Below are 13,428 nucleotides of genomic sequence, written 5' to 3'. Positions count from 1 at the left end.
CCCCGCCCTGTGCCCCACGGAGCTTTCCTGATTTCCGACTTCGACGGCCTGAGCCAGCTGCGGAGCCTGGCCGAACATATCCACCGCGCAGCCGACGACATGCCCCTCACCGACGCACGGCACTCCGTCAGCGACAACCTCGACGAACTCGAAGACCGGCTCCGCGACATCACCAGACTGATCATCCACGTCACCGGTGCCGCCGCCGTCGCCGACCGCGAAGCCAGCAGCCATACCGGCACGCAGGCTGAAGCGACCCGCCGTCGCGCCACCGCGCTGACGCACACCGTGCGCACCCTCGGCCGCGCCCTGGCTGCCCTCACCGAAGCTGTCGCCGACGCCGGGCTGCTGCACCACGATGCCGCGCTGTCCCGTACGCCGGGCCGTACCCACGAGGCCACGCGCTCGGCACTCGAAGGCCGGCTCAACGCCGCCCGCCGCCAGCTGAACGAGGCGGGCCGCCAACTCCAGCTCGACGCGCACCAGCTCACCCCTCCCGCGATCACCTGGGCACCCGCTGCCGCACCCACCGCCCCGCGGCCCGCCGGCCCCGCGCCCTCATCTCCCCGTACACGCTGACCCGCCCACCTGAAGAGCATTGGCCCCGTCCGCACACGCCGCACTGACCGCCGAGCCCCCTCCGCGACCTGGAGATCTCCCTGTCCACACGTTCCTTCCTCGCCCGGCCCACCGGCACGGGCTACAGCGGTATCTATGTCCATTTCGACGGCGTGCCCAGCCACCACCTGCCCCTGCTCCTGGCCGCGTACCAGCACCGGTTCGGGCCCGATCTGGAGGCGATGTCGCGGCATCTCATCGACGATGTCGCCGTCGGCTGGGACGAGTTGGGCACCGATCTGCTCGACGATGCCCCATCCCCGCTGGTGGCCGCGCTGACCGGCGGCGAGCGCTGGCCCAGCCGCACACTCGACAACCTGATCACCCCGGACGGCTCCCCACCGGCACGCATGACAGTCACCGACGCGACCGCCGATGACCAGGACCTGCAGTGGGGCTACGTCCTGCACCCGCAGGGCATCGAGGTGATCAGCCTGTTGCATGAGGACATCGGCCCGGTCATCGGCTGGGACACCGACCCGCGCACCGCCTTCACCGATCGCCCGGCGGCCTGGCCCTGCGCCCCCGCGCCTGCCATCCGCCGTACCCCGCCCCACAGCGCTCCCGCCGCGCCCCCGACACAGGCCGGCAGCCGACGTCCCGTGCCGCGTCGCTAGCGCCCCTCCCGCACCACCGCCCACACCCCAAGCCTCGGCGAAGCACCGCTGACGGCGCGCAGAGAGGATCCGTCACTGTCTGACCGCTTCCACTTCGGTACCCACCCCGACCACGGCTTCGTGGCCGCCGCCGCGGGGAAGATCCCCGCACACCTTGCCGACTGGTTCCTGGGCCGCGTCCAGTTCGAGCCCGTCCCCGAAACTCCTGGCCTGTACCGGCTCACCGACCCGGCGCAGGACGGAGCCCGCCGTACCCGCCAGGCCGTCCTGGACCTGCGCCGCCAGGGCTACCAGGTACTAGCCGACTACTCCCTCGACCCCGCTCTCGACATGGGTACGCCTCAACCAGCCGAACCAGGCCGGCCGTTGGAGCGCTACAGCCGTCTCGCACAGGCTGCCACCTGCCGCACGACGCAACGTCGCACAGCGCCCACCACCTCGCCGTCGTCCGTCCGGCCAGCCCCTCCACAGCCCACTTCCGCACCTGCCACCCATCTCGCGGCTTCGGAAGGCAGGCGACCGCGTTGACGCCCGGCAGTGATCCCATCTCGGAGACTCTCGATCCACAGCGGCCGAACTCGCGTGCCAGGCACGTGAATTCCGGCTGCGGATGTCGGTCCTCGACGCCGAGACCCAGACCGCGCTCGACGCCACCCGCGACCGCTATGGCCGCACCGTGCAGCCCGGTGCCGCGACGGCCGCCCTCGCGCGCCGCAACCAGGCAGCCGTCAAGGCGTACACCGCGTACCTCGCCCCGTACGCCGAAGCCGTGCTCGATACCGCCGGCCGCGCCCTCGACACGCTGCCGCCGGCCCGGCACACCGCCGGATGGCGGGCCGTCCTGGGGGACTCGGCGCCTCCGCCGCCGAGATCCGCCGGGCCCTGGAGCGGCCCGCTGCGCCCGGTTCGACAGCCGAACGCGCCCAGCACGCGGCCCTGTGGCCCCACTTCGCCGCCTGGGCGGACCACAGCTCGATCCTTAGCAGCCTCGCCGACCAGCGCCAGCGGCCCCAACCCCCGCTGACCGGCGCAGAAGAGCAGCGGTGGACCGCGGCGGCCCAGGCCGCGCAACGGCGGGGTGAACTGGAGCCGACCGAATCCTGGTACGCCGCGTACGGCCAGCAGATCACCCTCGCCCACCTGATCGAGGACGACGACTCGACACTGCTCGCCCTCCACGGCGACCTGGACGCGCCGGACTGGCAGGTGATCGGGCGCTTCGACCACGAGTACGAGGCCGGGCAGGCCCTGCCCGCTCCGGTCCCGCCCGGCGTGCTGCGCGCGGACGTCTCCCGCTTCAACCGCCCGGAGCTGGCCCCCGAGGTGTCGCTGCAAGAAATCATCCGGGACGTCGTCGAGGGGCAGGCCGCGGCGGATGTCTCCAACGCGCTGTTCACCGCCACCCAACGCGGCTACGACGCGGGCCCGATGGCCCGCCTCCAGGCACTCCTGGAGACCACTGGGCAGTTCGCTACCGCGCTGGAGACCGTGCAAGGCCGTCAGCTCGCCGCACGGTTTGCCGCACTCGGCCGACAGGTCGACTTCCTCACCCGCGAAGTCCACGAGGCGGCCGAGGATCTCGGCGCAACCGTCGCCGTTCTGCCACCGCACCGAACCCCACAGCCGCAGGCCCGACCACGCCCCGCCGTGGACACGACACCGCCCCCTAGTCCGCCTCCCACTGCCGCAAGCACGCGGCGCAAAACCTCCTGATCAGGACCTCAAGTCCCCACTCTCACACCGCTTTGAGGAGATTCATCTTTGACTGTCCGTACACAGTGGACCGTCGAGCATTCCTGCTCCCACCCGGTCGTCCACGACCTGTCCAACCGTCCCGCCGACAAGCGGGCCGGATTCGCCCGCTGGCTCGCCACCCGCGACTGCACCGAGTGCTGGAAGGCGGCGCGCGACGCCGACTCGGAGTCCAAGGAGGAACAGCAGGCCGCAGCCGCATGGGCGCAGCAGTTCGCCATGCCGCCGCTGGAGGGCCCGCACAAGACCCTGGACTGGGGTGAGCGATCCCGGCACCAGCTGATGAGCGCCGCGCACACCGCGCTGGTCATCGAAGGGTTCCCTGCCAAGTTCCGCGTGTTGATCGACCGCGCCCTCGATGGCGCTCAGCTTCAACAATTCAAACGACTTCGAAGCCGCTACGAATGCTGAGCAGCCCTCCAGCAAAGCCTTATCGAACTCACCTGCAGCATCATCTGCCTCCGACGACTCATAACCAACTGCCAACTCAACTAACTTCGTTAGCCGCTATAACACCTACACGCAGGCTGCAGGATGTGGGGATCTCCTAGAAACCGACACCGCTCTCATGATGATACGTCCGCAGAGAAACATTGACATATTCGTAGTTTTGGACGAGGCTGTGAGCGATGGCAGCGGTGAGCAAATTCGATCAGCCCAAGCTCGCCGTGGTCGATCTCATCTCGGTGCTTCGATTCACTTACGGTCACATGCTTATTCAACGCGCCCGCTATCAACAACGGCAAATGTGAACGCGTGCTCAATCAGTGAGTGGAGGGGTTCATGCCAACCATTAATGACGTCTACCAGCAGCTCGTGGGCCTCAACGCGAAATTTGGCCAGCTTGTCGATTCTCAGAACGCAACTTTGGCCGTTAATATAGAGATTCGCGATACCGCTGTCGAGGCCAATGCCATGTTGCAGGCTAGCTTCGCTGCGCTGACCGCGGATCTTAAAATGCATACCACCCTTCAGCGGCAGAATCTGGTCGCTCTCGACCATCTGATGAGGCAATCCGAAACACAGATTTGCGCCGCCGAGCACATCTCGGAAAACACGTGCGCAATACGGAACATGGCTACTGATATAGCCCGGGCCGCCTTGGCTGCGGCGTCATCAACGCAGGCCACCAAAGATCTGCTGGAGTTCACTCATCCGGAAGCAGCACTGGCCCTGAGGCGCTCCAGCGAGCTGGAAGCAAAGATTGAAGCGTGCTGTCCTACCCCGGAACTCCCGGTCGAATGTGAGTACCAGCCGTGCCCCTCTCCTGGGCGTCGTCCGGATATCGGAAAGGTCGATCAAAGGCTGGATCTTCCGGAACGGGACACACGATGACTGTCGCGCTGGACATAACGACGATGTACACGCGCTTGGTAACCGATCTCGCTGCGATCGACGGATCAATCGGCGGGCTAGGCGAGAGGGCAGTCCCTGGCAATAACCAGATTGCACAGCTAATCTACTCGCCACCAGCCGGCGTAACGTTACCGCCGACCAGTCAACGATTGAACCTGCTGGCCAACACCGACACCATTCCCGTCCTCGTGTCTGCAGTTCCAAGCAACTTCTACCTCGACACCTTAATTGGAGGACGACCCGAACGGCTTACGTTTAACGGCAACGGCCACACGTGGCGTGGCCTTAACAACGGCAAACCGGTAATCTGGTGCGTCTATGACGGTGGGGACTGTGGTGGCAACGGGATCTGCGTGGAAGCGAACGCCGGGTGGGCGGATACGCCGTACGGCGTATTACTGTATCACGAACTGTCCCACGCCTGGCGCGAGACTCAAGGAACGGCACTTCCTGGACTTGGCGATGAACCCCCCGCAATCGCCGACGAGAATGTGCTCAGGGCTCAACTAGGTGCACAATTGCGGACCGGCATTGGGGCCACCTGCGGAAGCTGCTCCGGACCGTCCCAGTGCCTCGTGGTTACCGCAGCCTACGGATCTGAGCACGAGGCAGAGGTACACAAGCTGCGGAAGATTCGAGACAGTATCGTCCGGCGAAACACCCTCGGACGCCAGCTCCTGGATGAAATCTACCGTGAGTACTACCGCATCAGCCCTGCGATAGCCGCCGAAATGCGCGCCGATGCCCGACTCAGGAACATCATGCGAGATCTGATCGTGCGGCCAATACTCAGCTATTTCCACTTGGTGGAGAGGTACGCACACGGCGGCTGGATGAACGAGGCTCGGTTCGCAACGTTAGCAGAATCAGCCTTGATAGGGTTGCGTAATGAAATATTTCGTGCGACGAATCTCAAGACGTCAGATCTTGAATGGGTCGCTCTGTGGATCCAGGAGACCCTATCCGGGGCGAAAGAAAGGCCACTCTCACCACCAGCGATACCTTCGGCGTCGACCGATTACATCGTGGATTCCCTAAGGGGAATTCCGGTCGACAGTCCGCTGCACTGGGCTCTACTGAAGCCGTTGATGTATCAATGGCAGGTAATTGCGCAAATCGACGATTTCCACAGTGAATCACCGGGCACCCGGAGCCTCACGTTTATCGAGGAGTGGCTGGTGGCAGCACCGCTCGAAACACATGCGCTGGATGCGTGCAAAGGTAGAGACCTTGCGGAGCTAATAGATGCCTTGGTAAACCTGAAAACCAGCGTCTTCGGCAGCCCGGACGTACGCGCTCGGTTCGGATCCCGCATTTCATCTACCGGGCCGTTCCTCCAGGCCCAGGCGCGCGACGCACTCGCGCGAGCAGGATACCTGTAGATTTGGAAGGAGGGCCGTCATGGAGATCGAACTGGTCCAGGCGCAGATATCGGCACCGGCCGAGGCCGTTAGCGAACAATTGCGCGATCAGTTACCCCTGGCTGTCCCGCTGCGACGCACCGTCACCCTCACCATGCGTAACCCAACCAGCTGCACCGCCCATATCTTTGCCAGTCCAAAGAGTGTTGACTTTGACGTAGGTGCTCGACAGCTTTTCCTCGACTTCACCGAGGAGGTGTCCGGGCCAAAAATAGCGCCGCTACTTATCGGGTACTGGGTAAAGATTCGAAGCCAAATAGCCATCCCTGCAGGGGAGACCGCCACCGTAGAATTCACAGTACCCGCGACCATCCACTTTGCCAGACTGACGTCTGAGGAAATTGCACCCCCGGCCGGAGAAGATCCTCTCGGCTCGTTGGCCGGGCTGTCCGCCACGCCGAGACAGATGGAGCTCGACCTCGTCAACAGTGTTCGAGCACGCATACCCGTGAACGACGTACCATTCCAGTTGGGAGAAGACCTCGAAGCGGCGATCGACTCGTGGTCTCAATCCGGCGACGTCATTGAGGCCACCGTAAATGTACCGCCTATCCCCTGACCCGGACAGGTACTTGCGCCTGTTTGTGAATTCTCGGGACCGCTGTTCGGAACCGCTGTCCCGAATCTGCGGAGCCGATCTCCCCGGCACTCGCTTGTCGCTGCCTGAGCCTCAATGATCCGGCGGCCGGGGCTGGGTAGGCAGGATGCGAACAACGAGGTCGGGAGCCGTCAGCTCCTGACGGACCTGACGGTTCTCCACGGTCAACTGGTTGACGACCCTGATCAGGGTTTCGCAGTCTCCCCTCAGTTCGGTCAGCACTTCCTGGTCCGCCCGCCGCAGTTCCTTTAGCTTCACGATCTGCTTGCGCAACCGCACTTCGACGTCGGTCGGCTGCCCTCGCTCCCTGGGCGTAGAACTTGTTCTTCAGGTCCAGATGGCGTTGGGTGAGCGCATTGCGCGGGACATCCGCCTCAGCGGCCAGGGCCACGATGGTCAAGGCACCGTTCGAGCGCTCGGGGGTGCCGGACAGGATGCGAGTCATGGCCGCGCGGATGCGGTCGCGTTCGCCGGAGGCGGAACTCACTGATCAGCCCCCTCTTCGAGAGTGACGCGGTTCTGGTAGTGCCGGTCAAGGGCTTCCCGCAGGCGGGCGGCATTTGCCCGGAGTCGCCTGCCCAGTCCGGCAGGCCGGCCTGAAGACACACAGCAGCAGTGCATGCGGGTTGTCGTGGACGGCGACGTCAGGGTTGGCCAGCATGGCCGCACGGATGCGGTCGCGTTCATCAGGGGCCGGGGTCACGAGCTGGTCTCCTGGTGGGGTGTGATGCGTGTGTTCTCGTGCTCGGAAGCCAGAGCCTTGAGACGTGCTGCGTGACGGCGGAGCCGGTCGGTCAAAGGGCCGGGGGCTGTCTCCGCGTCGGCTTGTTCTTCGAGGGCGGCTGCTCGGTGCATGAGTTGGGCGGCGTGGTCGTCGGTGCGGGCGATGTTCGCGCACGACGGACGGCACCGGTCAAGGCTCGGGCTGTCGGTGGTGTCCAGACGATGGCAGAGGGCTCTGTCGCGGTCGTAGACGCACATCACGAAGGCGTGCGGGTTGTCGTAGACGGCGAGCAGGGGGTTGTCGAGGATGTCGCGGGCCTGCCTGCGGGTGCGGATGGCCCCGGTGAAGGCCGGGGCCTGGCCGGCTGCCCGGATGGCGCGGCGGGCGGCCGGCCCGGAGATGCTGGCGCCCGCTTGGAGATCGCTGTGGAGGACGGCGAGGGTGTCCGCGGTTGCTCGGGCAGTCTCGATGTCCAGGAGTTCGTGAATGCCGTCGCGACTGCGGGAGGCGTAGCCGGCACTAACGGCCGTGCGCATGTGGCCGCACTGGATCGCGAGGGCGACCAGTCCCCCGGGGCGCCGGGCGATGTGACAGGCCAGCGTGCGGCGGAACCGGGCGAGGCCGAGGTCGCCGTGGGGATCGTCGGGGACGGTCTCGTGCGGGCGGCCGAGCCCGGTGGCCAGGTCAGACACCCAGCGGGCGAAGTCCTCGATGCGGGTACGCAGTCCTTCGCAGCCGAGCGAGGTGGCGGTGGCCGCGCGGGTCCGCTGGAAGGTGTGGGCGGCGGAGTCGAAGAGCAGACTTCCTCCTGGCACGAGCGTCTCCAGGACGCGGATCGCTGAGACCACGGGTGGGATGGCCACCCAGGGAACGTCGCGCATCTGTCCGGCGGTTTGGCGACAGAAGAATCGGGTCCCCCACATGAATCCCGGCACGTTCTTCTCGCCCGGCCAGGTCCTCCAGGCCCCTCAGAACCGGCAGCCGCTCCGTCTGCACACTCCGGTCCCGCGGCACCCAGTACGTACGCTACCCAGGCACGACCCCACCCCTACTCGATCCGCTTCAACACGCAGATCAAACAGGGAAGACAACGCCTGGGAAGAGGCGGACTGGGCGGAGCTGGAGGAGAAAGCCCGCTCCATCACCCGCGCCGGATGGTGGATCGACCAGCGGGACGCAGAGGGCACCGACCTGCCCGAACTCCTCGACGCCGCGGGCGAGGGCGACCGCGGCACAGAGAACCCGTTCCGCTGACGCAGGCGCAGGCGCAGGCGCAGGCGCAAAAAAGCGGAACATAGACGGTGTTCGCCGGTTAGCCAAACCGGCGATCCTCCGGACCATTGTTCCTTCACCGCCCGTCCCGCGTGGAAGGAACCGCATGTCCCCGCCCCCCACCACCCCGGTGTTCGCGCCGGCACCCGACCCGCTCACCCCCGACCGGGATGTCACCCACAGCCACTTCCAGGCCGGCGACACGGTCGTCGTCCTCAAGGGCGTGGCCCGCGCAGAACTGTGGGGTGACGCCTTTCGCGTGGTCGCCCCGTCCTGGCACACACCGACCGACGAGGACGGCTGGCGGCTGCGCAATGCGAACGGCGGCGCCCAGTCCTTCATCACCGCCCACCCCCGCTACCTCATGCACCTCACGCGCCGCTGCCCGGACTGTCTGATCCACCTGCGGGCCATGGAGGATGCCCTCCTGCCGAAGTACGTCGGCCGTGACGAGCTGATCGACTGCTGCTGGTACACCATCACCGCCCTCAACCAGCTGGTGCACAACGCCGATGTCCGGGGCGGCCGGTGATCCCCCGCCTGAACGAGCGCACCCACTCCCCGCACGGTCCGCTCACCGAGGCGCTGGGACGTCCGGTGACGGCGGATGAGGGATTGACCGAGCACACCGTCGTCGCCCACTGGCCGGGGCTCGACTACTTCACCCTGGACGATGAGCAGAAGACCTGGGCTTCCGCCCAGTGGGCCGAGCACCTCGAAGACCCCTACCTGGAGCACCCGTTCGCCGCCGGCCCGGACGGCGACCGGCGGGCGATCCTCCACCTCGACGTACGGCTCCACCCCGACGACCGCGAGCTGACCGGTGTCGAATGGTCCGAGGCCGCCCACCGGCTGGCCCGCGCCGCCAGCATCGAAGTCCCCGGCGAGGAGCACGTCTGCCAGTGGATCGCCGTCCAGGCCCGGCCTGGACGCCTCAGCCTGATCGCCAACATGATCCGCTCCGACGGCACTTGGCACACCCCGCCCGCTGACGTCCTGCGTCGCCTCTCGGATGAGTCGCGCCGCATCGAGCAGGACCTGCGTCTGGTCCCCGTACGTAACGCTCCCGGTCAACGGGCCGCCACCCGGCCGGTTCCCATGGCTTCCGCACAGCTCGCGACCGTCCTCACGCAGCTCGCCGACGAGCAGGCCGGCCCGCTGGCCACGGTGCGCGGACTCGTCGAGCACGCCGCCCACCGGATCGCCCGCCAGCCCGCCGACGCGGACACGGCGCACCGCCTGGAGCTGATCGCCCGCCGCCTCCACGCCCTCCAGTACGACCTGGAAATCACGGCAGCCCGCCTGCGCACCTCGGCCCACCTGCGTGTCGCCGCCGCACCGCCCGCTGCCTCGCACGCCCCTCACCGATCGCTGTAGGAGAAACGTCTCTTTGCCCCTCACCGACCGTCACATCGACATCAGCCGCGACCCGCACGCCGATGAACTCCTCGCCCGCGGCGGTGACTCCGAGGCGCACAGCGTCCTGCAGCGCACCGGTTTCGTCGCCGTCGTCCGCGTCCACGAGACCTATCACCGCGCCCCCACCGGTCTCACCGAGGACGCCGAGACCCGTCTCGCCACCGAAGCCGTCGCTCGGCTCCGTTCCGCCGGATACCACGTCGGCTGCGACGAGGACTTCAACACCGCCTCCCGCCCGGCCCGTTACCTGCCGCTGGGCGCCTCCGTGGCCCGCCTCGCCGAGCACATCCGCGAAGCCACCACCACCGAGGAGGCGGCTGAGGTCCTCACCGAGCTGACCGCCCCCAACGACGGCATCCTCGCCGCCCTGGACGTCCTCGCCGCCACCGCCGAACTCCACGACGGACTCGGCGAGGCATCCGACCCGCACACCGCCCGGCGGCTGCACTACCTCGCCGAGGAGCACCTCAACACCATCCGCGCCGACCTCGCCTACACCCGCAACGCCCTCGCCGACCGGCACGCCCCGCACCCCGGCCGCAGCACCTGCACCGCACAGGTCCCCGCCACCGAACGCGAACGCTCCGCCAGGTGCGCCTGCCCGCCCCCGCCGCGCACGCCGCCGGCCCCGCCGCCCCCGGTGGCCGCCGGACTGCGCCACTGACTTCTCTCTCGCCCAAGGACGCCATGCACGACCACGACACCAGCGAGCACCTCGCCACGTACGCCGATGTCCTCGCCGGTCAACTCCCCGACACCTGGAGCAACTCCCACCTCCCGCCGGAGGCCAAGGACGACCTCGCCGACCTGGCCGACCGGATCTGGGGCCTAGACCTGATCGCCGCCTCCCTCGTCGAACACCCGCTCCAGCAGGCCGCCGTCCTGCGCCGCCCGGACGGAGCCCAACTCGCCGTCCTGGACCGGCACCACGAGGGCGACCGGTTCCTCATCGCCGCCGTCGCCCCTCGCGCACTGCCCGACGAGGCATACCGCGCAGTCCCCGAACCCCACGGCATCGCGCTGACGGACGACCCCTTCCTGGCCGCCGAGCAGGTCGCCGGCGACCTGCTCCCCCCGCTACGACACCGCGCTCGCCCAAGTCCGGCACACCGCCCTGGACGGCATCCAGCCCTCCCAGCCGGACCGGACCGTCCTGACCTGGCAGCCCGACGGCAGCATCGCCGCCGTACCCGTCGGCAACAGGGCCGGCGCCGTACTGGAGGCCCACGGCTTCCTCAACGACCCGCACACCGGCATCTACCGCCTCGACGCCGACGACACCAGGGCGCAGGCGCGCGCCCTGCGTGAGATCGGCCCGCAGCTCGACGCGCTCGGCATCGGCACGGCGCTCCAGCACCCCTCAGGCCGGAACACACCCGCCTCCGCCCCGGCTGCCGTACCGCCCGCGGCGGCGCCCCGCACTACCGCCACCAGGGTCCTGTAAGGAACCGGGCCCCCGCAGTACCCCGAAGGAGCCCTCTCATAATCGGCATGCATCACGACAAGGCCGAGGGCGCGCGGCAGACCATGCTGCACCGGGCCGAGCAAATCGACCGCGAACGCACGGAGTTCACCCTCCCGCACGTCTCGGAGGACCTGCCCGCGCTGCGGCACGCCTCCAACGGCCTGTCCGTCCTCAACGACCTGGTCCAAGACGTGTGCGAGGACCTCCATTTCCTCTCCCAGGCCCCTGAACCCACGCCGGCGCTGGACGCGGCCGTCGAAGCCAACTCCCGTGCAGCCGGGCACCTCAGCCAAGCGGTGGGTCACTACGGCGCGGCCCTGCGCCAGTTGGGCTTCCTGCGCCGCCACTCCCAGAGCTGCGAACATCCCCAACTGCGCGAGGCGCGCAGCGCTGCCTTCGCCACCGCCCAGCAGCGCATCGCCGAGACCCGCGACAGCCTCGCCGGCGCACATGCCACGCTCCTCGGCGGCGCCACCGACCTGGAAGACGCACCATCCCTCTCCCAGACAGCCCGCTCCCGCTCCACGCAGCCCGAACACGCCCGCTCTCAGGCCACCGCCGAGGTTGAGCCTGCCGCGGCGCCGAGCCCCGCCCCGGCACCGCTGGCTTGGAGGGATACCCATGGCCAACCTGGCCGACGAATGCGGCACTGACGTCGAGATCTACATCAAGGCCCTGACCACCACCGTCCACGCCGACACCCCCACCGGCGCCCCCGCCACGCTCCACGACCTACTGGAGCAACTCGGCCTGGAGCGCCAAGAAATCCGGACCACCGGCCCCGTCTACGTCTGGCACACCGTGCCCGAACACCTCGGCGCCGACGAGCAAAAGCGCCTGGCGACGCGCGTCATCCCTTCCCTCCTCCTGGCCGGGTACGAGGTCAACTGCAGCCCTGACGTCTTCGACGAGTCCGCCTACCAGCACGCCGTACGCGAGGTCCGGGCCCGCACGCCCCGCCCTGCCGCGCCATACCCGGCACCAGCTCCGTCCCCCTCGTCCCAGGCGCCAGCCCGGCGCTCCCCGTAAAAAGCCCCACCGGGCGGCCCCGGCACCGCGGCCGGGGCCGCCCTCCCCGGACCGCACGACCCATCGGAGAAACCCGTAGCGCCCCGCACACCCCCACCGATTGCCCGGCACCTCACGCCCCGCCTCGCAACAGCCCTGTTCCGCCGCTACTTGCGCACCTGTATCCCCACAGGCCCCGACCGACCCTCCCCACTGGCCGGCGCCCGCCCGGAGGCCGTACTCGCCGAAACACAGCGGACCGAACACCGCGACACCCGTCTCAAGGTCGCTACCGAGCCCGCCACGGCAGCAAAGCCGCCTACTCCCTCACCGCTCGTCGTCCGGCGACACCCATGAAGAAGACGAACGGGTGGTCGGGTTGGAGTACGGGCGAGCAGGCCGAGCAGCACTACCTCGTCCAACCCCGTGCCCTGGCCGGCGGAGGCGACGTCCGGCACATCTCGGAATTCCTGCGCGCCTCAGGATGGCGAGACAGAACCAAGACAGGCGGCCCGCTGGCCATGGAGAGCCCGGACCGCGCGATCCGTATCACCTACGACCCCTACCTCCTGCCCGGCGGCTGGACGCTCCACGGCGCCGCGACCGGCCACAACGACGAGTGGGCGGCGCACCTCGACCGGCAGACACCGGTAGAGATCGTCGCCGGGCTGACCGATGCCCTCACCCGTCCCCGCTCCGCCCACGCCCCCAACGTCTGGGCGCCCCTGGAAGAAGCGCGCTGGCACGCGCACTCCGAGACCGAGCGCTCCACCGCGACCAGCCCCGACCGCAGCGCCTGGCTGCAGTACCACCAGAGCCCGGACGGCGCGGCAATGTGGTGGTCCGGAGCGCAGGACAGCCAAGGCAACGGGTGGAGCGCCCAGTTCACCCCCAGCACCCCGATGCACCTGGTAGCCGCCTTCTCGGCCGAGCTCGCCAGCCCCGACCCCGTGATGCGCCCACGCGGACACGTTCCGCTGAGCGCACAGATCCGCACCCGGTCCGTCTCCGTCCTGCCCTCCCAGCTCCGCGCGTGGCAGCAGGCCCGTGTCACAGCCGCCCGCGCCGCCACCTGGGCCCGCAACAGTGCCCCACACTCCCAGCCGCGCACCACAGCCCGACCCCTCCATCGATTCGGCGGCGCCCGCACCCGCCGCTGACCCCCACTCCCTAAGGAG

Annotated in this window: 17 protein-coding genes and 1 pseudogene; 16 read left to right on the top strand and 2 right to left on the bottom strand. The window is 68.2% G+C overall.

Annotation, left to right across the window (positions count from 1 at the left end; genetic code table 11):
• Positions 1-9 precede the first annotated feature (9 nt).
• The 8 genes from AC3AGO_RS31035 to AC3AGO_RS31000 all read left to right on the top strand — a co-directional run bounded on the left by AC3AGO_RS31035 (position 10) and on the right by AC3AGO_RS31000 (position 6,323).
• Complete coding sequence (locus AC3AGO_RS31035) at positions 10-579, top strand: hypothetical protein (RefSeq protein ID WP_487823589.1); 570 nt, start codon at positions 10-12, stop codon at positions 577-579.
• A gap of 152 nt (positions 580-731) precedes the next feature.
• Positions 732-1,235 (top strand): hypothetical protein, encoded by a 504-nt coding sequence (locus tag AC3AGO_RS31030; protein WP_487823588.1) that lies wholly within the window; start codon positions 732-734, stop codon positions 1,233-1,235.
• Positions 1,236-2,063: 828 nt separating this feature from the next.
• The gene (locus AC3AGO_RS31025) at positions 2,064-2,948 is read left to right on the top strand and encodes a hypothetical protein (protein WP_487823587.1); all 885 of its coding nucleotides are present in this window, start codon (positions 2,064-2,066) and stop codon (positions 2,946-2,948) included.
• Positions 2,949-2,996: 48 nt separating this feature from the next.
• A complete protein-coding gene (locus tag AC3AGO_RS31020) occupies positions 2,997-3,398 on the top strand; it encodes a hypothetical protein (protein ID WP_487823586.1) in 402 nt (133 codons plus the stop codon).
• 218 nt (positions 3,399-3,616) lie between these two features.
• Entirely contained in the window at positions 3,617-3,739 is a 123-nt protein-coding gene (locus tag AC3AGO_RS31015; RefSeq protein ID WP_487823585.1) for a hypothetical protein, read from the top strand.
• A gap of 31 nt (positions 3,740-3,770) precedes the next feature.
• Positions 3,771-4,322, top strand: a complete 552-nt coding sequence (locus AC3AGO_RS31010; protein ID WP_487823584.1) for a hypothetical protein — start codon at positions 3,771-3,773, stop codon at positions 4,320-4,322.
• Entirely contained in the window at positions 4,319-5,725 is a 1,407-nt protein-coding gene (locus AC3AGO_RS31005; protein WP_487823583.1) for a CFI-box-CTERM domain-containing protein, read from the top strand. Before AC3AGO_RS31010 ends, AC3AGO_RS31005 begins: the two co-directional genes overlap by 4 nt.
• A gap of 19 nt (positions 5,726-5,744) precedes the next feature.
• A complete protein-coding gene (locus AC3AGO_RS31000; protein ID WP_487823582.1) occupies positions 5,745-6,323 on the top strand; it encodes a hypothetical protein in 579 nt (192 codons plus the stop codon).
• A 111-nt stretch (positions 6,324-6,434) separates the two neighbouring features.
• Here AC3AGO_RS31000 and AC3AGO_RS30995 read toward each other — a convergent pair whose 3' ends face one another.
• Positions 6,435-6,635, bottom strand: coding sequence for a hypothetical protein (locus AC3AGO_RS30995; RefSeq protein WP_487823581.1), 201 nt, complete (start codon positions 6,633-6,635; stop codon positions 6,435-6,437).
• A 426-nt stretch (positions 6,636-7,061) separates the two neighbouring features.
• Positions 7,062-7,949, bottom strand: coding sequence for a hypothetical protein (locus AC3AGO_RS30990; protein ID WP_487823580.1), 888 nt, complete (start codon positions 7,947-7,949; stop codon positions 7,062-7,064).
• Positions 7,950-8,007: 58 nt separating this feature from the next.
• Here AC3AGO_RS30990 and AC3AGO_RS30985 point away from each other — a divergent pair, with 58 nt between their 5' ends.
• The 8 genes and pseudogenes from AC3AGO_RS30985 (at position 8,008) to AC3AGO_RS30950 (ending at position 13,410) form a co-directional block, all read left to right on the top strand.
• A complete protein-coding gene (locus AC3AGO_RS30985; RefSeq protein ID WP_487824928.1) occupies positions 8,008-8,340 on the top strand; it encodes a hypothetical protein in 333 nt (110 codons plus the stop codon).
• Between the two features lie 124 nt (positions 8,341-8,464).
• Complete coding sequence (locus tag AC3AGO_RS30980) at positions 8,465-8,890, top strand: hypothetical protein (protein WP_487823579.1); 426 nt, start codon at positions 8,465-8,467, stop codon at positions 8,888-8,890.
• A complete protein-coding gene (locus AC3AGO_RS30975; protein ID WP_487823578.1) occupies positions 8,887-9,735 on the top strand; it encodes a relaxase/mobilization nuclease in 849 nt (282 codons plus the stop codon). The genes AC3AGO_RS30980 and AC3AGO_RS30975 overlap by 4 nt, the downstream gene beginning before the upstream one ends.
• A gap of 13 nt (positions 9,736-9,748) precedes the next feature.
• Complete coding sequence (locus AC3AGO_RS30970; RefSeq protein ID WP_487823577.1) at positions 9,749-10,441, top strand: hypothetical protein; 693 nt, start codon at positions 9,749-9,751, stop codon at positions 10,439-10,441.
• Between the two features lie 23 nt (positions 10,442-10,464).
• Positions 10,465-11,221 (top strand): annotated as a pseudogene (locus AC3AGO_RS30965) (hypothetical protein).
• Positions 11,222-11,268: 47 nt separating this feature from the next.
• Positions 11,269-11,895, top strand: coding sequence for a hypothetical protein (locus tag AC3AGO_RS30960; protein ID WP_487823576.1), 627 nt, complete (start codon positions 11,269-11,271; stop codon positions 11,893-11,895).
• Positions 11,864-12,271 (top strand): hypothetical protein, encoded by a 408-nt coding sequence (locus AC3AGO_RS30955; protein ID WP_487823575.1) that lies wholly within the window; start codon positions 11,864-11,866, stop codon positions 12,269-12,271. The genes AC3AGO_RS30960 and AC3AGO_RS30955 overlap by 32 nt, the downstream gene beginning before the upstream one ends.
• Positions 12,272-12,603: 332 nt before the next feature.
• Positions 12,604-13,410, top strand: coding sequence for an SPDY domain-containing protein (locus AC3AGO_RS30950; protein ID WP_487823574.1), 807 nt, complete (start codon positions 12,604-12,606; stop codon positions 13,408-13,410).
• The last annotated feature ends 18 nt before the right edge of the window (positions 13,411-13,428 follow it).

This window comes from Streptomyces sp. BL1, assembly GCF_057628045.1.
Note: the sequence above shows the minus strand (reverse complement) of the source record. Positions and strands in the feature narration are given on the sequence as shown.